The sequence below is a fragment of the Streptomyces sp. NPDC053750 genome, assembly GCF_044544295.1.
Classification (GTDB): Bacteria; Actinomycetota; Actinomycetes; order Streptomycetales; family Streptomycetaceae; genus Streptomyces.
Map to the genome: position 1 here is coordinate 62,746 of NZ_JBITXB010000009.1, position 18,664 is coordinate 81,409.

The 18,664-nt window shown below is 71.3% G+C and carries 14 protein-coding genes; 10 read left to right on the forward strand and 4 right to left on the reverse strand.

Features of this window, described 5'->3' with window-relative positions; genetic code table 11:
• The first annotated feature begins 184 nt into the window (after nucleotides 1-184).
• On the forward strand, nucleotides 185-1,273 hold the full coding sequence (locus tag ACIGO6_RS24765) for an NlpC/P60 family protein (protein ID WP_399879595.1): 1,089 nt from the start codon (nucleotides 185-187) through the stop codon (nucleotides 1,271-1,273).
• A 4-nt stretch (nucleotides 1,274-1,277) separates the two neighbouring features.
• Nucleotides 1,278-2,210, forward strand: coding sequence for a hypothetical protein (locus ACIGO6_RS24770; RefSeq protein ID WP_399879597.1), 933 nt, complete (start codon nucleotides 1,278-1,280; stop codon nucleotides 2,208-2,210).
• 18 nt (nucleotides 2,211-2,228) lie between these two features.
• Here ACIGO6_RS24770 and ACIGO6_RS24775 read toward each other — a convergent pair whose 3' ends face one another.
• Together ACIGO6_RS24775 and ACIGO6_RS24780 are read right to left on the reverse strand one after the other, a co-directional pair.
• On the reverse strand, nucleotides 2,229-3,008 hold the full coding sequence (locus tag ACIGO6_RS24775; protein ID WP_399879599.1) for a class I SAM-dependent methyltransferase: 780 nt from the start codon (nucleotides 3,006-3,008) through the stop codon (nucleotides 2,229-2,231).
• Nucleotides 3,009-3,122: 114 nt separating this feature from the next.
• Entirely contained in the window at nucleotides 3,123-3,782 is a 660-nt protein-coding gene (locus tag ACIGO6_RS24780) for a TetR/AcrR family transcriptional regulator (protein WP_399879601.1), read from the reverse strand.
• 167 nt (nucleotides 3,783-3,949) lie between these two features.
• Between ACIGO6_RS24780 and ACIGO6_RS24785 the strand changes: the two genes are divergently transcribed.
• Nucleotides 3,950-5,452, forward strand: a complete 1,503-nt coding sequence (locus tag ACIGO6_RS24785; protein WP_399879603.1) for an APC family permease — start codon at nucleotides 3,950-3,952, stop codon at nucleotides 5,450-5,452.
• Between the two features lie 88 nt (nucleotides 5,453-5,540).
• On the forward strand, nucleotides 5,541-7,175 hold the full coding sequence (locus ACIGO6_RS24790) for an amidohydrolase (RefSeq protein ID WP_399879605.1): 1,635 nt from the start codon (nucleotides 5,541-5,543) through the stop codon (nucleotides 7,173-7,175).
• A 60-nt stretch (nucleotides 7,176-7,235) separates the two neighbouring features.
• Here ACIGO6_RS24790 and ACIGO6_RS24795 read toward each other — a convergent pair whose 3' ends face one another.
• Nucleotides 7,236-8,576: a diacylglycerol/lipid kinase family protein gene (locus ACIGO6_RS24795; protein ID WP_399879607.1), complete on the reverse strand. Its 1,341-nt coding sequence runs from the start codon at nucleotides 8,574-8,576 to the stop codon at nucleotides 7,236-7,238.
• Between the two features lie 124 nt (nucleotides 8,577-8,700).
• Between ACIGO6_RS24795 and ACIGO6_RS24800 the strand changes: the two genes are divergently transcribed.
• From ACIGO6_RS24800 to xdhC, 4 genes are all read left to right on the forward strand, one after another.
• A complete protein-coding gene (locus tag ACIGO6_RS24800) occupies nucleotides 8,701-10,959 on the forward strand; it encodes a serine/threonine-protein kinase (RefSeq protein ID WP_399879609.1) in 2,259 nt (752 codons plus the stop codon).
• 351 nt (nucleotides 10,960-11,310) lie between these two features.
• The gene (locus tag ACIGO6_RS24805) at nucleotides 11,311-12,798 is read left to right on the forward strand and encodes a xanthine dehydrogenase small subunit (RefSeq protein WP_399879611.1); all 1,488 of its coding nucleotides are present in this window, start codon (nucleotides 11,311-11,313) and stop codon (nucleotides 12,796-12,798) included.
• On the forward strand, nucleotides 12,795-15,194 hold the full coding sequence (gene xdhB, locus ACIGO6_RS24810; protein WP_399879613.1) for a xanthine dehydrogenase molybdopterin binding subunit: 2,400 nt from the start codon (nucleotides 12,795-12,797) through the stop codon (nucleotides 15,192-15,194). The genes ACIGO6_RS24805 and xdhB overlap by 4 nt, the downstream gene beginning before the upstream one ends.
• Before the next feature lies 1 nt (nucleotide 15,195).
• Complete coding sequence (xdhC, locus tag ACIGO6_RS24815; RefSeq protein ID WP_399879615.1) at nucleotides 15,196-16,029, forward strand: xanthine dehydrogenase accessory protein XdhC; 834 nt, start codon at nucleotides 15,196-15,198, stop codon at nucleotides 16,027-16,029.
• A 98-nt stretch (nucleotides 16,030-16,127) separates the two neighbouring features.
• On the opposite strand, the gene ACIGO6_RS24820 is transcribed toward xdhC, so the two are convergent.
• Nucleotides 16,128-16,631: a nucleoside deaminase gene (locus ACIGO6_RS24820; protein ID WP_399879617.1), complete on the reverse strand. Its 504-nt coding sequence runs from the start codon at nucleotides 16,629-16,631 to the stop codon at nucleotides 16,128-16,130.
• A gap of 384 nt (nucleotides 16,632-17,015) precedes the next feature.
• Here ACIGO6_RS24820 and ACIGO6_RS24825 point away from each other — a divergent pair, with 384 nt between their 5' ends.
• Both ACIGO6_RS24825 and ACIGO6_RS24830 read left to right on the forward strand, forming a co-directional pair.
• Nucleotides 17,016-18,056 carry a vWA domain-containing protein gene (locus ACIGO6_RS24825; RefSeq protein ID WP_399879619.1) on the forward strand — a complete coding sequence of 347 codons (1,041 nt, stop codon included), beginning with the start codon at nucleotides 17,016-17,018 and terminating at the stop codon, nucleotides 18,054-18,056.
• A 130-nt stretch (nucleotides 18,057-18,186) separates the two neighbouring features.
• Entirely contained in the window at nucleotides 18,187-18,648 is a 462-nt protein-coding gene (locus ACIGO6_RS24830; RefSeq protein WP_399879621.1) for a VOC family protein, read from the forward strand.
• Nucleotides 18,649-18,664 lie beyond the last annotated feature (16 nt).

Genomic DNA, 18,664 nt, shown 5'->3' on the forward strand with positions numbered 1-18,664 from the left:
GCGGTTCGTCTCCCTAAACGCTTTGGGCGCACGTGAGTTGACACGCGTGGGAATCCAGGGATCAGCCGTTCGGGTGGGGGTAGTGTGTTCAAGGGTCGAACGACCTCCTTGTGACCTCCGGTGGCGGCTGCGACGGCAGGTCGTCCGTCCAGCCGCCTGCACGCGACCGCTGAAAGTGGAGTTGATGGACGTGTCGACCAGCGGCAGACGGCTGCGGAGCGGAGCCACCACAGCAGCCCTCGTCTGCGCGATCGCCCTGATATCCGGCCCGAGTTATGCCGACCCTGGCGAACCCGGTCCGCAGAACGACAAGTCGATCGAGGACATCCGTGCCGAGCTGGACGGCCTCTACCGCGAGGCGGAGGTGGCCACCGAGGCGTACAACGCCGCGCAGGTGAAGGCCACCGAGCAGGAGAAGCGGCTGAAGACGCTCCGCGAGGAGCTGGCCCGCACGCAGGGCCGGGTCGACGATCTCCAGGACCTCGCCGGCGCGGCCGCGCGGACCCAGTACCGGGGAGGCCACCTCGCCGCCACGGGAATCCAGTTACTGCTCGGCGACCACCCCGACCAGGCCCTGGACGAAGCGTCCCAGGCCCGCCAGGCCATGCGGAACCTGGTGAACGTCTCCGAGGCCCAGAAGACCGCCCGCACGAAGCTGAGCGGGCAGACCGAGGCCGCCGAGAAGGAGTTGCAGAAGCTCCGCAGCAGCCGCGCGGAAAAGGCCGAGGCGAAACAGAAGATCGAGAAGAGGATAACCCAGGCCGAGCGCATCGAGGACGGCCTCGAGGAGGAACAGGCCCGTAGACTCGCCGCGTTGGAACGGCAACGGACGGAGGAGGCCGAGGCCAGGTGGACGGGTTCCGATTCCGGTGGCGGCGGCACCTCGACCGGGGCCGGCTCGGGCGGCGGCCAGAAGGCGAGCGGAGCGGCCGGCAGGGCCGTCGACTTCGCGATGGCGCAGAGAGGCAAACCGTACGTGTGGGGCGCCGTGGGCCCCTCGTCGTACGACTGCTCGGGACTCACCTCGGCGGCATGGGCGGCGGCCGGACGCCCGATCCCCCGTACCTCGCAGGCACAGTGGCAGGGGTTGACCCGGGTCGGTCTGGCCTCCGCGCAGCCCGGGGACCTGATCATCTACTACAACGACGCCACGCACGTGGGCATGTACATCGGGGGCGGGCAGATCGTCCACGCCCCGCGGCCCGGGCGCAACATCACGACCGCACCGGCAGCCTCCATGCCCATCCTCGGTGTCGTCCGACCCGGAGTCTGAGCGAATGACCCACTCACTGACGCCCCGTGACGCGGGGAACCTGCCCGCGCTCAGCGCACCACCGCTGATCCGTCTCGACGCCTACGTGGCCGAGGACGGGTCGACGGTGGTCAACGGGCACCTGCTGGAGATGGGCGGCACGCGGCCGCCCAACGAGGCCATCCTCGACGCCATCGCCATGTTCGCCCGCACGCTGGGGGCCCCGGTGGCGGCCACCGTCATCGACCGCACCGTGCAGCAGGTGGCCCGCCTGCGCGTGCACCCCGACGGTTCGAGCCGGACCATCGCCGACGAGGACGACCTGCCGCCGGGGCGCGAGCGGACCGCCGCGGAGGAGGAGGCGTTTCCTCCGCTCGCCCGCGTCGAGCGCATCATCCAGCACGCGCAGCGCGAGGAACTGCACGCCGCCTTCGTCCTCGCCGGCGCGCTGCGGGAGCACCTCTCGCTGCGCAGGGGCGCGGAGGACGAACTCGCGCTGGAGGCGAGGGCGATCGAGGCGTACCTCGCGTATCTGCGCGGCGACTACATGCACTCCACCGTCCTCGCGCTGACCGTCGCACGCATCCGCTGCCGCACCGATCTGAACCGGGCTGCGCCCGAGGTGGCCCGCGCCACCGCGGCGTGGCAGCGCTTGTGGGACGAGGGACAGGTGGCCGCCCGGGGACAGGAGCTGTTGCACATGTGGGAGCGGCTGTCCGCGGAGGGCCTGCTGCTGGAGCCGTCCCACCAGGCCATGGCCCAGGCGGTCCGCGCCCGGCTCGAACGGGGCAGCCTTACCGGCAGCCATCCCGTATCGGCCCCGACCCCGGCGGCGGCCCCGGCAGCGGCACTGACCGCGGGCCAGGGCCCGGTCGCCCCCGAGGACAAGCCCCTCAAGCCCACCCGACGGGGGCTGCGGCGCTTCACCCGGCGGCCGGGCCGGTCCGCCGAGTCGTAGCCCTGACTCCGTCGGTGGTCAGCCGGTCGTCCCTGTCTCCGGCGCCGACGGCGGTGCTTCGACGACGAAGAACAGGAAGCAGGGCTTGGTCGACAGGTCGCGGAAGCCGTCGGGGAACAGGTCACGGGCGGCAGGGTCGGGCCCCGGCTCGCTGACGACGGACAGGCGGAAGCCGGCGGTGGTGAAGGCAGTGATCATCGCGTGCAACGGCTTGCGCCAGAACCGCATCGGGACGCGCTGCCCGTCGAACACCCAGTCGAAGGTGTAGCTGGTGGTGGCGAAGTAGTCGGGCCGAGGGTCCTGCAAGGTGTAGGCCACGACGGGGTGGTCCACCGACGCGATGAGCCGCCCGCCGGGCCTGAGCACGCGCCGCATCTCGGCCAGCGTCGGCCCCCAGTCCTCCAGGTAGTGCAGGACCAGCGACGCGACCACGTCGTCGAACGCGCCGTCGGCGAACGGCAGTGGTTCGCCCAGGTCGAGCCTGTGCAGGGGCACCTCGTCACCGAGCCGCTGCCTGGCCAGTGCCAGCATCCCGGCGCTCGCGTCGACACCGGTGACGAGGGCGCCCCGGTCACGCAGCGCAGCGGACAGGGGCCCGGCACCGCATCCGGCGTCCAGGATCCGGCGACCGGACACGTCACCGGCCAGCTCCAGCATCGCGGGCCGCGCGTAGTACGCGTTCACCAGGTTGCTCTCGGTCTCCGCCGCGTACGCCTCGGCGAACCTGTCGTAGTCGTTCGCCCGGGCCGCATCGGCCGGCGGGGCGAGGCTCGCGGGCACGTCGGTCACACGTTCCATCGGCGCAGCCTATCCCCCACGACTCGGCCTGTTCGGCGATCTGTTGGCGCCAGGTCGTAGTCGGCCCGGTTCCCGCCGGCCGTCGGCGCAAGCCGGTGCGCATCACCGAGGAGGTCAGGGCTCCGGCCGGAGGCTGCGGTGTGCGCCCGGCTCGGCGGGGGCCGGACGGACGGACGTGAGGAGTTCCCGGCAGTGGGCCAGGAAGCCCGCCAGCGTGAGGTCGAAGGCCCGGTCGGCCCGGGAGGGACCGGTGGCCGCCTGCGCCAGTGCCAGTCGCGGGGCCTGCGCCTCCTCCCCCACCACCCACATCACCTCGGGGGCCGACATGTCCAGCGCCGAACCGAGAACGAGGTTGTCCAGGCCGGTGACGATCGGCATGACCGCCTCCGGAGCGAACCCCGCGTCCAGCAGGAGGCCGGCCACCCGCTCGTACTGCTCGATCACCCGGGAGGCGCGCACCGGCGAGGTCATCAGCATGGGGATCGCCCGGGGGTGGGCCGCGAACGCGGCGCGGTAGGAGCGGGCCCATGCGTCGAGGGCGATGTCCCAGGGGCGCCCGTCGAGGGTCCCGGCGTCGAGGTCGTCGACCACCTGCTCCCTCAGCAGTTCGATCACCCCGGCCCGGCCGTCCACATGGTGATACACCGACGCCGTCTGCACCCCGAGCCTGCGCGCCACCTCGGGAACGGTGAAGTCGCCGGTCTCGTCGACGAGTTCCAGCGCGGTCCGGCCGATGCGCGCCCGATCGAGCAGCGCCTTCCGCGGACGCCCCATGGTTCGTTCTCCTGACGTGAGGTCTTCCCGAATCCTACGTCGGCCGTCTAGATTACCTAAACCGAAATGGTTTAGGTTTCGCTGCGGCCTTGCCGACCTCCCCCACCCCTCGGAAGTCCCGGGCCGCCGCCCACCCCTTTTCCTCCGTAGAAGAAGGGCCGAGCGTCATGGCCGTTGAGTCCGCATCCCGCGAGGGAGCACCCGAAGGCGCCGAGTCGCCACGCGAGCGCACCGCCGAGCACGACCCGTCCCCCGGGCTGCGCCGGGCCGGCCTCGGCGTGGCCGACATCGCGTTCTTCGTCGTCTCCGCCGCGGCACCGCTGACGGTGATGGCCGGTGTGGCGCCCCTCGCCATCGGGGTGGGCGGCGTCGGCGCTCCCGTCGGCTATCTGCTCGCCGGTGCCGCGCTCGCCCTGTTCGCCGTCGGCTTCACCGCGATGACCAGGCATGTCCGCAGCAGCGGCGGCTTCTACGCCTTCATCACCCGCGGGCTCGGCCGACCCGCCGGATTCGGCGCCGCCACGGTCGCCCTCCTCGCGTACAACGGCATGCAGATCGGCGTGTACGGGCTGCTCGCCACCGGCACCCAGGACGCACTCGAGGCCCTGTGGGGCGTCCATGTGCCCTGGCCCGCCATCGCGTTCGCGGGTGTCGTCGTGATCTGGTTCCTCGGCTACCGCAGCATCGAGTTCGGCGCGAAGGTCCTCGGCGTCCTCCTGGTCGCCGAGACCGGCATCCTCGTGCTGCTCGCCGGTGGTGTACTGCTCGACGGCGGAGCCGAAGGTCTCGCCCTGGACTCCTTCGCGCCGGACAACGTGCTGGTGCCCGGTACCGGCGCGGTACTCACCTTCGCGTTCGCCGCCTTCACCGGCTTCGAATCCACCGCCATCTACCGCCGCGAGGCCCGCGACCCCGCCCGCACCATCCCGCGGGCCACCTACATCGCCGTCGGCTTCCTCGGCCTCTTCTACGCCTTCAGCGTCTGGATCGTCATCCAGGCCTTCGGCAGCGCGCACATCATGCAGGCCGTCACCACCGACCCCATGGGCCTGTTCTTCACCGCGACCACCCAGTACGTCGGCGGCTGGGCGGCCGACCTCATGCACATCTTCATCGTCACCAGCATCATCGCCTCGCAGCTGGCCTTCCACAACGCGATCAACCGCTACGGACTCTCGCTCGCCCAGGAGGGCGTCCTGCCCAAGGCGCTCGGCAAGGTCCACCCCAAGCACCGTTCGCCCTACGTGGCGGGCATCGCGCAGAGCGTCCTCGCCTCCCTGGTGGTCGCGGGCTTCGCCCTGGCCGGTGCCGACCCGTACCAGCAACTCCTGCTGTGGGTGAACACGCCCGGCGCCCTCGGCCTCCTGGGCCTCCAGGCCGTCACCGCCGTGGCCGTGCTCTGCTACTTCCGGCGCATCCGGCACGCGGCGGAGGGCCGCTGGCGTTCCCTGATCGCGCCGCTGGCCGCCGCCGTGCTGATGTCCGGCGCGATGTGGCTGGTCGTCAGCAAGATCGGCCTGATGACCGGGGCGTCGTCCACCACGAATGCCGTCCTCGTCCTGTTGGTCCCCACCGCCTTCGTGCTCGGCGTGCTCGTCTCACTGCGCATCCGCCGCAGCAGGCCCGAGGTCTACGCCCACTTCGCGGACGAGCAGGACGACGACGACTAGACCCGGCCGGCCTTCCGTACAACGCCACCCGTACGACGCCACCGTACGACGGACTTTCCACCCCCTACCCGCACAAGGAAGAACACCCGTGTCACACCCCGCATCACCTCTCTCCGCCGTCGCCGACACCCTCCTGACCGGCGCTCAGGTCCGTACCCTCGACCCCGACCGGCCGTCGGCGAGCGTCGTCGCGGTCAAGGACGGTTTCATCACCGCGGTCGGTGACGAGACCGATGTCCGGGACTGGCGAGGCGCGCACACCGAGATCGTCGACCTGAGCGGCTCCACCCTCGTACCCGGCCTGGTCGACGGCCACAGCCATCCCCATCTGGGTGTCAAGATGGCCCAGGGAGTCGACCTCTCGGGCTGCCGGGATCTGGACGCCCTGCGCGCCGCGCTGTCCGCGGCGGCCCGCGACGCGGGCACCGGGGCATGGGTCCTCGCCCACGGACTGGACCACAACGTCTTCGGCGGCCGGCCCGTCCACCACGACCTGATCGACCCGGCGCTCGGCGGTGTGCCGGCCTTCATCCGGCTCTACGACGGCCATTCCGCCCTGGTCAGCGGTCCGGCCCTGTCGGCCGCCGGCATCGACGGACCGCGCCGCTTCGAGCAGCGGGCCCAGGTCGTCTGCGGCTCGGACGGACGGCCCACCGGACACCTCGTCGAGTTCGACGCCATGAGCCTGATGGACGCCGTCCTGCCTCGTGAGACCGCGGCCGTGCGCCGGGAACGGCTCCTCACCCTGCTGCGGGACATGGCCGCGACCGGGCTCACGGGCACCCATGTCATGGACCTCGAGGAACCCGAGTTCCTCGAGGTCCTGGCGGGTATCGAAGACGACGGCGAGCTGCCGGTACGTCTGCGGATCTTCCCCTGGTGCATGCCCGGTACGGACCGGGAGGGCCTCGACCACCTCATCTCACTGCAGGGCTCGCACGGGCGGCGCTGGCGCGTGGGCGGCGTGAAGTTCTTCATGGACGGCACCGTCGAGGGCGGCACCGCCTGGCTGGAGCACGCCGACTGCCACGGTCAGGGCACCGAGGCCTTCTGGCCGGACCCCGCTGCGTACACGCAGGCCGTCCACCGTCTCGCCCGCGCCGGAGTGCGCACCACCACCCACGCCATCGGCGACGCGGCCGTACGGCACGTCCTCGACACGGTGGAACTCCTCGACGACCCCGGACAGCGCTCCCTGCACCGGATCGAGCACATCGAGACCGTGCCGGACAGCCAGCTGCCCCGCTTCGCCCGCCTCGGCGTGGCCGCGTCGATGCAGCCCACCCACCTCGCGTACACCCGCGCCGACCACTCCGACGAGTGGTCGCAGCGCATCGGCAGGGAACGCGCCGACCGTGCCTGGCGTTGCCGTGATCTGCGGGACGCCGGCGCGATCCTGGTCCTCGGCTCCGACTGGCCGATCGCGCACTACGACCCGCGGGAGGTACTCGCCACCGCCCGCCTGCGCCGGCTGCCCGGGCAGCCCGAGGTCGCACCCGTCACGGCCGACCAGGCCCTGACCGGTCTGATGGCTCTGGAGGGCTACACCTCGCACTCCGCGCTGGCGGTCGGTGAGCAGGACGTGGCGGGACGCGTCGCGCCGGGCTTCCGAGCCGATCTCACGGCTCTGGCCGTCGACCCCGTCACCGCGCCCGCCGACGAACTGGGCACGGCACCCGTCACGCTCACCGTGACGGGCGGGACGGTCGTGCACAGGGCCTGACACGGCGCGAGCGGGTACGCCGTCGGGCGTCGCCGCACGGACCGGGCCGCGCGGCGGAGGTCAGCGGCCCGCGCGGCGTCCGGGACGGTCGAGGTCGAGGGCGAGGGTCACGATCCGCCGCCAGTCCAGCGGCGGGTCGACCGGCGCTGCGCCCGGCCGGTCCCGGGGAACCAGGACGCGCAGGGCACGCGGTCGGACGGTGCACACCACGGGCGTGGGCAGCGTCAGCGCCTCGCCGTCGACGGCCACCGGAATGCTGGCGGCGCCGGCGGTGACCTCGACCCTGCGGGACGTCAGAACGGTCAGTGCCGGAGAGAGGGAGCCCCGCAGCGCCAGGTCGGCCGCCTGTACGGCACCGTCCACGCGGACACCGAGCACCCCGAGTTCGCCGCCGTCCAGCCGGGGCCTGCGCCCGACGTCGAGCGGGTCGGCCGAGGAGTAGGGGTTGTTGCTGACGAGCAGCGCCTGCTGCCCCTCGACCGCCTGGTCGTCGACGAGGGCGTCGAGGCGCTCCCCGGCACCGCCCGCCAGCAGGTCCGGCATCGCGTCGAGCGCCGTACCGGCCTTGGCGTCGCGGTACTCGGGGCGCTGCACGATCGCCGCGTACACGCCGAACGACACCGTGTTGACGAAGGTCCGCCCCGCCACCTCGCCCAGGTCCACCCTGAGCTCCTCCCCGCCGGTGAGGGCGTCCAGGCACCGGGACGGGTCGGCGCGGTCCAGGCCGAGGTCCATGGCGAAGTGGTTGCGGGTGCCGGCGGAGATCACCAGGAACGGCAGGTCGTGCTCGGCGGCGACCGCGGCGACCAACGCCTGGGTGCCGTCCCCGCCCGCGACGCCGAGCAGGTCGGCACCCTCGGCGACGGCGTTCCGGGCGAGTTCCCCGACGTCCGTGCGGATGCCCGGCTTCAGGAGGAGCACCCGGGCGCCCAGGGCCTCGGCCCGCTGGACGAGGCCGAACCGTTCGACCTTGCCGCCGCCCGAAGCCGGGTTCATGATGAGGACCGGGTGCCGGGGCGGACGGTGCGGCCGGACGGTCGCCGGCGTCGGGTCCGGCCGGCGCTCCGCCCGCAGGGCGCCGCGGGCGCAGGCCAGGGCCACGGCCCACAGCAGGACGGCGGCCGACGCCGTGAACCACATGCCGCCGCTCACGAAGAGCACGAGTACGGCCACCGGAGCCGCCACGGCGAGTCCCGCCCCCAGCGCCCGCAGCGCCCCCCGGTGGGCCAGGAACCACCAGGCGCCGACCGCGCACACCGCCAGCCCCGCGAGTCCGCCGAGGATGATCAGGGCACCACCGCCGCCGAGCGACAGCAGGACGACGAGGACCGCCACCGCGGCCGCGAGCAGCGCGCAACGGGCCGACAATCGGGCCCTGTCCAACGGTTCGTCCTTGATCACCTGTGCGCTCCCCCACGTCACCGAGGCTCCGGGCGACGGGGAGCCGCCGGGCAGCCTACGGCCTCGGGGTGGTCCCCGGGCGGCAGTCGGCACGGAAGCCCGTCCTGCCGTAGAGTCCTGGCCCGTGCGTGGACGACGACTTGGTGACCGCTACGAACTGGTCGAACTCATGGGCTCCGGTGGCATGGGGGAGGTCTGGCGGGCCAGGGACGGACAGTTGGGCCGTGAGGTGGCGGTCAAGGTCCTGCTCGCGGAGCGGGACGGCAGCGCCGGCCGTGACGAGTCGCTCGCCCTCTTCCGGCGCGAGGCCCGGGTCAGCGCCGCCCTGGACAGTCCGCACATCGTCGCCGTGCACGACTACGGCACGGACGACGGGCGCCCGTACCTCGTGATGGCACTCGTCGAGGGACGGTCGCTGCAGGAGATCCTGCTGACGGACGTACGGGTGGCCGTCGCCGACGCGCTGCGGTGGACGGCGGAGGTGTGCCGAGGCCTGGACGCCGCGCACACGGCCGGGGTCGTCCACCGCGACATCAAACCCGCCAACATCATGGTCGGCCACGACGGCGTCGCCAAGATCGTCGACTTCGGCATCGCCAGGTTCACCGAGGCCCGCGCCGCCGACCCCCGGTTGACGCAGACCGGACAGCTGCCCTTCGGGAGCGTGCAGTACATGGCGCCCGAGCGCTTCCGCCGGCGCCGGGGGGATGCCCGTACCGACCTCTATGCCGTGGGCTGCGTCCTGTACGAACTCGTCGTGGGCAGGCCGCCGTTCGCCGGTGACCCGGCCGGTGTGATGTACAACCACCTGCACGACGAGCCGGTGCGGCCCAGTCGGGCGCGGCCCGGAGTCACCCCCGCCGTCGACCGGCTGATCCTCGACCTCATGGCCAAGGATCCGGACGACCGGCCCGGTGACGCGAAGGCCGCGCTCGCCCGCATCGAGGCGGCGGCACAGACGCTCGCTCCGGACCCCGCGCCCACGGCGGAGCCGGCCCCGCCACCGACGCCGGAAGCCGTACGGCTGCCGGAACACGAGGATGCCCGGCCGCCCGCGCCGGGGCCCACCCCGCAGGAGGTCTCCAAACACTCCTCGCAGTCATCCCGGTCCTCACAGCCCTCGGCACGATCCGGCCGGGGCCGCCGTCCCCGCCGCACGTCCGTGGTCGCCGCCGTCGCCGCCCTGCTCGCCCTCGGCATACCCGCCGGTATGGCCCTGAGCATGTCGTCCTCGGACAGCGGCGCCGACGAGGACCGGAGTGCGGCACCGGCCCCCGACCGGACCTCCGCGAGCCCGGCATCGTACTCCCTCGGTGTGGCGAACCACTGGGGAGTGGAGGAGGACGGGCAGGATCCCCGCATCCGCACCCGGATCGTCGAGGCCGCCCTGGAGGAGGCCGAGCGCAGGGCGAAGCGGGAGATCCCCGTGAACGTCGTGTCGGTGCAGGACTACGGGCAGACGCCTGCGGAGAAGTTGCTCGAGCAGAACCCGGGGATGATCGCGCTCGTCGGTGCCGTCGACGACTTCGCGGACGTGGAGACCGACTGGTCCGACACCATGGCCGTGGTCGACACCTGCAACGGAGGTCGCCTACCGGATCGTCAGTACGCTGTGGCGGCAACGGAGTTCGACGTGGGGCGGCAGGCCGGTCGCTACCTGGCGGGGGCCTACGGCGTCGGCAGGGTCGTGGAGACGTCGAGCAGCTACTGGGACAGGGACTCCGACGAGGACACCTTCGGGCACGGCCTGCGCGCGGCCGCCCTCGACGCTCTGCCGCTGCCCTCGCACAGGGGCAACGTGGATCTGTCCCCGGCCACGATCACGGCGGACCTGGACAGCTCACGGCCGGACGCCGTGGTGGTTGCCGATCTCCGGGCCGGCGGTGGCGAGGAGACCCTCGTCCCGACCCTGCGCGAGCGCGGCACGCTGATCGCGGTCCACGCGGCCTACGCCTCCGCCTGCGACACCGGCGAGGACTTCGAGATGTTCGCCCGGCAGGACAAGCAGCTTCCCGACGGCAGTCTGCGCTTCCGCTCCTTCAACGACGAGCGGTTCGAGCCCGACTGCGCGCAGTTCCCCCGGCTGTGCGCGGCCCCGGCGGATCTGAAGAAGCTGCTCGCACACCGTGGCGCGGCGGAGCTGTACGACGCCACGCTCGCGCTCGCCGCGGGCATCGACCGCGTACTGGGTGACGGGGAGCGGCCGGACGCCGACCGTGTCCGGCCGCTGCTGCGGGCCACCCTCGAGACCGTCGTGAGCGACGGTCTCCTCGGGCGCCACTCCTTCGAGCGGCACCATGCGCAGGGCCGTCCCGTGTGGGTCGACCGCCTGGTGAACGGCGAGTGGAAGCAGCTGGGGACGGTCCAGCGACTCACCTCTTGACCTCGGTGGGCCCAGCCACTACTTTGCGACAGAAGCAGACCCACATCCATCCAGAAGGAGGCGACCAGCGGATGTACACCTGCTCTGATCTCGGTCGCCTCGCCCGCCTTACGGTCTGGGTTCCTGGTCGGGTCGCGCACGGCTGCTGAGTACGCCGTTCTGATGTGCCCGTTCGTGGCACATTTCGCGTTTCCCATCATTGTTTCGCGGCATTCCGCCGTTGCGTGCCGACGTGCGCCCGCTCTTCTTACGCGGCGCGCCTGAGCTGCGGCGCGTCTGAACAGAGAAAGCTGCCTGAAAATTGGCGATCACGATGAATCGACCTGTCCCGCACCGAAATGAGGGCCCGTCATGGTAGCGGCACGGATCACGGTCAATGGGAAAGAAACACCGATCGCGCCGGCCGCGCCCCACACCACGGTCCTGGATTTCCTGCGCGAGCGCGGCCTCACCGGAACCAAGGAGGGCTGTGCCGAGGGTGAATGCGGCGCCTGTTCGGTCCTGGTGGCCCGTCCCGGGGTGAACAAGCCCACCGACTGGGTGGCGGTCAACGCCTGCCTGGTGCCGGCGGCGGCGCTCGACGGTCAGGAGATCATCACCTCCGAGGGGCTCGCCATCGCCGGCGAGCCCGGTACGCCGCCCGCCCTGCACCCGGTGCAGGAGGAGATGGCGGTCCGCGGCGGCTCCCAGTGCGGTTACTGCACACCGGGATTCGTCTGCAGCATGGCCGCCGAGTACTACCGGCCCGACCGGTGCGCGCATGCGGACACGAACACGGCGGCGGACCCGGCCGACGGCGCCGGCATCGACGCCGAGCACGGTCCGAACGGTTTCGATCTGCACGCGCTGAGCGGAAACCTGTGCCGCTGCACCGGTTACCGCCCGATCCGCGATGCCGCCTACGCCGTAGGTGAGCCGACGGACGAGGACCCGCTGGCGCAGCGGCGCGAGCAGGCCCCGCCCGCACCGGTCGCCACGGAGTACGCCCGGGACGACAGTGCATTCCTGCGCAGGAACACACTGGCCGAGACGCTGGAGCTGCTGCGCGAGCGGCCTGACGCCGTGGTGGTCGCCGGTTCGACCGACTGGGGTGTGGAGGTCAACATCCGTTCCCGCCGGGCGGATTGTGTGGTCGCGATCGACCGGCTGCCCGAACTGCGGGAGCTGCGCGTCGCATCGGACCACATCGAGATCGGGGCGGCGCTGACGCTCACCGAGATCGAACGCCGCCTCGACGGCGAAGTCCCGCTGCTGGCCGAGCTGTTCCCGCAGTTCGCCTCCCGGCTCATCCGCAACGGCGCCACCCTGGGCGGCAATCTGGGTACCGGCTCCCCCATCGGTGACAGTCCGCCGGTGCTGCTCGCGCTGGAGGCGTCGGTGGTGCTCGCCGGCACCGACGGGGAGCGCGAGGTCCCCCTGGCCGACTACTTCACCGGCTACCGGCAGAGCGTGCGCCGCCCCGGTGAGCTGATCCGCGCCGTGCGCGTCCCGCTGCCGCTGTCGCCGGTCACGGCCTTCCACAAGATCGCCAAGCGGCGTTTCGACGACATCTCCAGTGTGGCGGTCGCCTTCGCGCTGGACGTCGAGGACGGGATCGTCCGCAAGGCCCGGATCGGTCTGGGCGGCGTGGCCGCCACCCCGATCCGCGCGCTGGCCACCGAGGCGGCCCTTCAGGGCCTGCCGTGGTCGGCGGAGACGGTCGAGGCCGCGGCCCGGGTGCTGCGGGGCGAGGGCACGCCGATGGACGACCATCGCGCCAGCTCCCTGTACCGTTCCGCGATGCTCGGCCAGAGCCTGCTGAAGCTGTACGCGCAGACCACCGAGGCGGTGTCGTCATGAGTCATCTGTCCGAGCGTCCCGAGAAGCCCGTGGTCGGTGTCTCGATGCCGCACGAGAGTGCCTTCCTGCATGTCACCGGCACGGCGCTCTACACCGACGACCTGGTCCATCGCACCAAGGACGTGCTGCACGCCCACCCGGTCCAGGTCATGAAGGCCCACGGCCGGATCACCGCGCTGCGCACCGAGCCCGCGCTCGCCGTGCCCGGTGTGGTCCGGGTGCTCACCGGTGCCGACGTGCCCGGCGTCAACGACGCCGGGATGAAGCACGACGAGCCACTGTTCCCCGACGAGGTCATGTTCCACGGCCACGCGGTCGCCTGGGTCCTCGGCGAGACGCTGGAGGCGGCCCGGCTCGGTGCGGCGGCCGTCGAGGTGGAACTCGAGGAACTGCCGTCCCTGATCACGCTGCAGGACGCGATGGAGGCGGGCAGCTATCACGGCGCCCAGCCCCTGATGGTGCACGGCGACGTCGACGCCGGCTTCACCGACTCCGCGCACGTGTTCACCGGCGAGTTCCAGTTCGCGGGCCAGGAGCACTTCTACCTCGAGACGCACGCGGCGCTCGCCCAGATCGACGAGAACGGGCAGGTGTTCATCCAGAGCAGCACCCAGCACCCCTCGGAGACCCAGGAGATCGTCTCCCACGTGCTCGGTGTGCCCGCCCACGAGGTGACGGTGCAGTGCCTGCGCATGGGCGGCGGCTTCGGCGGCAAGGAGATGCAGCCGCACGGGTTCGCGGCCGTCGCCGCGCTCGGCGCCAAGCTGACCGGCCGGCCGGTCCGGTTCCGGCTCAACCGGACCCAGGACATGACCATGTCCGGCAAGCGGCACGGGTTCCACGCCAAGTGGAAGATCGGGTTCGACGCCGAGGGCCGTATCCAGGCCCTCGACGCCGCCCTGGTCGCGGACGGCGGCTGGAGCCTGGACCTGTCCGAGCCGGTCCTCGCCCGCGCGCTGTGCCACATCGACAACACGTACTGGATCCCCAACGCGCGTGTCGCGGGCCGCATCGCGAAGACCAACACGGTGTCCAACACGGCCTTCCGGGGCTTCGGCGGACCGCAGGGCATGCTGGTGATCGAGGACATCCTGGGCCGCTGCGCGCCGCAGCTCGGCCTGGACGCCATGGAGCTGCGCGAGCGCAACTTCTACCGGCCGGGCCAGGGGCAGACGACGCCGTACGGGCAGCCGGTCACGCAGGCCGAGCGGATCTCCACCGTCTGGCAGCAGGTGCTGGAGAGCGGTGGAGTCGCCGACCGCAGGCGTGAGATCGCGGCCTTCAACGCCGCGCACCCGCACACCAAGCGGGCGCTTGCGGTCACCGGCATCAAGTTCGGCATCTCGTTCAACCTCACCGCCTTCAACCAGGGCGGCGCGCTGGTGCTGATCTACAAGGACGGCTCCGTCCTGATCAACCACGGTGGCACCGAGATGGGCCAGGGCCTGCACACCAAGATGATGCAGGTGGCCGCGACCACGCTGGGCATTCCGCTGCACAAGGTGCGCCTCGCCCCGACGCGTACCGACAAGGTGCCCAACACCTCGGCCACCGCCGCCAGTTCCGGTGCGGACCTCAACGGTGGGGCGATCAAGAACGCCTGTGAGCAGCTGCGCGAGCGGCTGCTGCAGGTGGCCGCCTCCCAGCTGGGCGCCAACGCCTCGGACGTGGGCATCGTCGAGGGCGTCGCCCGCGCCCTGGGCAGCGACAAGGAGCTGGCCTGGGACGACCTGGTGCACACCGCGTACTTCCAGCGCGTGCAGCTCTCGGCGGCCGGTTTCTACCGGACCGAGGGACTGCACTGGGACGCGAAGAGGTTCCAGGGCACGCCGTTCAAGTACTTCGCCTACGGCGCCGCGGCGAGCGAGGTGGAGGTGGACGGCTTCACCGGCGCGTACCGCATCCGGCGGGTGGACATCGTCCACGACGTCGGCGAGAGCCTCTCCCCGATGATCGACATCGGTCAGGTCGAGGGCGGTTTCGTGCAGGGCGCGGGCTGGCTGACGCTGGAGGACCTGCGCTGGGACGCCGGCGACGGCCCGCACCGCGGCCGGTTCCTGACCCAGGCGGCGAGCACGTACAAGCTGCCGAGCTTCTCGGAGATGCCCGAGGAGTTCCATGTCACGCTGCTGGAGAACGCCACCGAAGAGGGCGCGGTGTACGGGTCCAAGGCGGTGGGTGAGCCGCCGCTGATGCTGGCGTTCTCGGTGCGCGAGGCGTTGCGGCAGGCCGCGGCCGCGTTCGGGCCGGGCGGGGTCGGGGTCGAGTTGGCCTCGCCCGCGACGCCCGAGGCGGTGTACTGGGCGATCCAGGCGGCGCGCCGGGCCGATGGCTCCGGGAACGACGGCGACGCCCGCGACGGCAGGCTCCACGCAGAAGCGCTGAGCGGTGCTTGACATGACATGGGTCGCCGCGGTCGCGCGGTTGCGGGCACGCCGGGAGTCCGGGGTGCTCGTGACCGTCGCGACCGTGCGCGGCCACGCCCCGCGCGACGCCGGCGCGAAGCTCGTGGTGGGGCGGAGCGAGACATGGGGCTCGATCGGAGGCGGCAATGTCGAGGCCGTGGCGATCGACCGGGCCCGGGAGATGATGGCCACGGCCAAGGCGGAGCCGGAACTGATCGATTTCGCCCTGAACGACAAGGTGACCAACCAGCACGGCGTGCAGTGCTGCGGCGGCACGGTCCAGGTGCTGCTCGAACCGCTGCCGGTGGTAAGGGCGGTGGCGGTCTTCGGCGTCGGGCACGTGGGGTTGGAACTGGCGCGCATCCTGGCACGTCAGGACCTCGATCTCCATCTGATCGACAGCCGCGCCGACATGCTCACGAAGGAGCGGCTCGGTGTGGTGGCGGACGCGGTGGCGCAGGTGCATGTGCATCACACGCCGCTGCTGCCGGAGGAGGTGCTGGAGGAACTGCCGCCCGGCACCCACGTCCTGATCATGACCCACGATCACGCCGAGGACGCCGCGCTGTGCGACGCCGCCCTGCGCACGCCACGGCTCGGCTCCGTCGGACTGATCGGGTCGGCGGCCAAGTGGGCACGGTTCCGCAAGCGCCTCGCCACCGAGGGCGGCCACGACGAAGCCACCATCGACCGGATCAAGACGCCGATCGGGCTGGCCGACATCACCGGCAAGGAGCCGGCGACCATCGCCGTGAGCGTGGCGGCCGATCTGCTGCGCACCTTTGCATCCGAGGAGAACCGACTCCCGGATCCCGAGGAGAACTGACTCCCGAATCCGAGGAGAACCACCCCTCCCACCGGACGCCGAAGTGCCCCGCGCTCGTGCGAAGTCGCACACGCGGGGCACTCCGGGGGCTACCGCCGTCAGTAGGCGATGCGGTCGGTCTTGGCGATCCAGGCGTCGAACGGCTGGGTGCGGTGGGACAGGTCGAGGTGCTCGACGGTCATGGGCCACATTTCCTGGGGCCGCTTCTCGAACAGGTCGTAGAACTTGCGGTCGTCGAAGCCGGCCACGGCGGCGTCGTGACGGTCGGCGGAGAAGACGAGCCGGTCGACGCGCGCCCACAGGGCGGAGGACAGGCACATCGGGCACGGCTCGCAGGACGTGACGAGGGTGCAGCCTTCCAGGCTGAAGGTGTCGAGCTTCTTGCAGGCGGCGCGGATGGCGCTGACCTCGGCGTGGGCGGTGGGGTCGAGGCTGGAGGTGACCTGGTTGTTGCCGAGAGCGACGATGTCGCCGTCCTTGGCGATGAGGGCGCCGAAGGGGCCGCCCCCGTTCGCGACGCTGGTGGTGGCGAGCCGGATGGCCTCTTCCATCCAGGCACGCTCGAACTCGCGGATGCCCGTCTCGGTGATGTCGGTGGTCATGCGTGTTCCTTTTCGGTGTAGGGAGGCCCGCGGGTGCGGGGCCGGGTGCCGATGGGCGGCGGGCGCCACGGGCGCCGGGTCGCTGCCGGGCGGCATGAGCGGCCACGCGGCCTCAGTGGTGCGACGGGGCGCCGATGAGCACAGGTCCCGTTGCGACCCTGCGCCCTGTACGAGAAGTAGACAGCCTGCTGATCACCACCGACCAGGGTCCGAAGCCATGAACTACGGGCAGGCTGAGACGGGCGCTTTGTAGACTCCTACAAGAGGTGAGGATCGCCCTCCCGGGCCGGGCCCTGGCTCTTCGTCCGGCCCGGAAGCCAAGATCGATTGTCAGTGGTGGGTGGAAGGATGGAGGCATCGAGTCGGAAAGAGGGGGAGCCTTTCATGTCCGGAAGCCAGAACTACATCAATCACGTCGCCCTTGTGCTGGATGCCAGTTCGTCCATGACGCGCCTGAGCGGCAAGGTCGTGGAAGTCGCCGACCAGCAGATCGCCTATCTGGCCCGCCGATCGAGGGAGCTGGACCAGGAGACCCGCGTCACGGTGTACGTCTTCGCCGACCAGGTGGAGTGCGTCATCTATGACAAGGACGTGCTGCGGATGCCGTCGCTTCGGCAGCTGTACCGGGTCGGTGGCATGACGGCTCTGCTGGCGGCTGCGCTGAAGTCACAGCACGAGCTGGCGCAGACGGCTCAACTGTACGGCGACCACAGCTTCCTGACGTTCATACTCACCGACGGGCAGGAGAACGCCAGTCACCGCTGCCCCGATGCCCCTGCCAGGGACCCGCGCGCACTGGTCGATGCCGTGGCCGAGATGATCACGGCACAGGAGGACAACTGGACCCTGGCCGTCCTTGTGCCGGACCAGATGGGCAAGCGCGAGGCCGTGCAGTGCGGTTTCCCGAAGGACAACGTCGCCATCTGGGATGCCACGAGCACCCAGGGCCTCGAGGAGGCCGGGCAGGTCATCCAGCAGGCCACCGAGAAGTTCATGGTGGGTCGCGCTCAGGGCATCCGGGGATCGCGCGCGGTGTTCTCCACGGGCGCGGATGCGGTCAACGCGGACACCATCAAGGCGGTCGGCCTCACCCCGGTGGACCCGTCCGCGTACCGGCTGATCCCGGTGGCTCGTGACGTGGCGATCCGCGACTGGGTCGTCGAGTCCGGGCACACCTACCGCACCGGCGGTGCGTTCTACCAGTTGAGCAAGTCGGAGAAGATTCAGGCGCGGAAGCAGATCGCGGTGCTGGAGAAGAAGACGGACCGGGTCTACGCGGGGCCCGAGGCCCGAGCCCTGCTCGGCCTGCCGGACGTGGAGGTGCGCGTCAAGCCGGACCACAACGCCGACTTCACCATCTTCGTGCAGAGCACCAGCGTGAACCGCAAGCTGGTGGCCAACACGCGGCTGCTGTTCATGCTCTGAGCCGGGTGTGTTCACGGCGACCACCCCGTCGGCCATTGCGGACCGATCCTGACCGCAAGGGATGTCAGGGTGGGTCCATGGACGCGGACGTACCCGCCCCATACCTTCCCGCCACGAACGGAGCAACCCGATGAGCCGCCACCTTCAGATCACCTTCGACGCCCACGACCCACGGGCGCTGTCGTCCTTCTGGTGCGAGGTGCTGGGCTACCGGCACCCCGGCCCGCCCGGGGTCGATCTGCCCGAGGGCGCCGACCCGCTGGCCGCCTGGGACGACTTCCTCGCACGGATCGGCGTACCGGAGGAGCAGCGCAACTCGAGATCGGCCGTCGAAGACCCCGACGGGGACGGTCCGCGACTGTTCTTCCAGCAGGTGCCGGAGGACAAGACGGCCAAGAATCGGGTCCACCTCGATGTCCGCGCAGCTCCCGGACTGGAGGGAGAGGAACGGATGGCGGCCCTGGAGGCCGAGTGCGACCGGCTCGTCGCGCTGGGAGCGACGCGGGTACGCCGCTTCGAGCCCGCTCCCCCGATGAGTTCCGGCTTCATCGTGATGACCGACCCGGAGGGCAACGAGTTCTGCCTGGACTGACGCGGCGGCCGCCTCG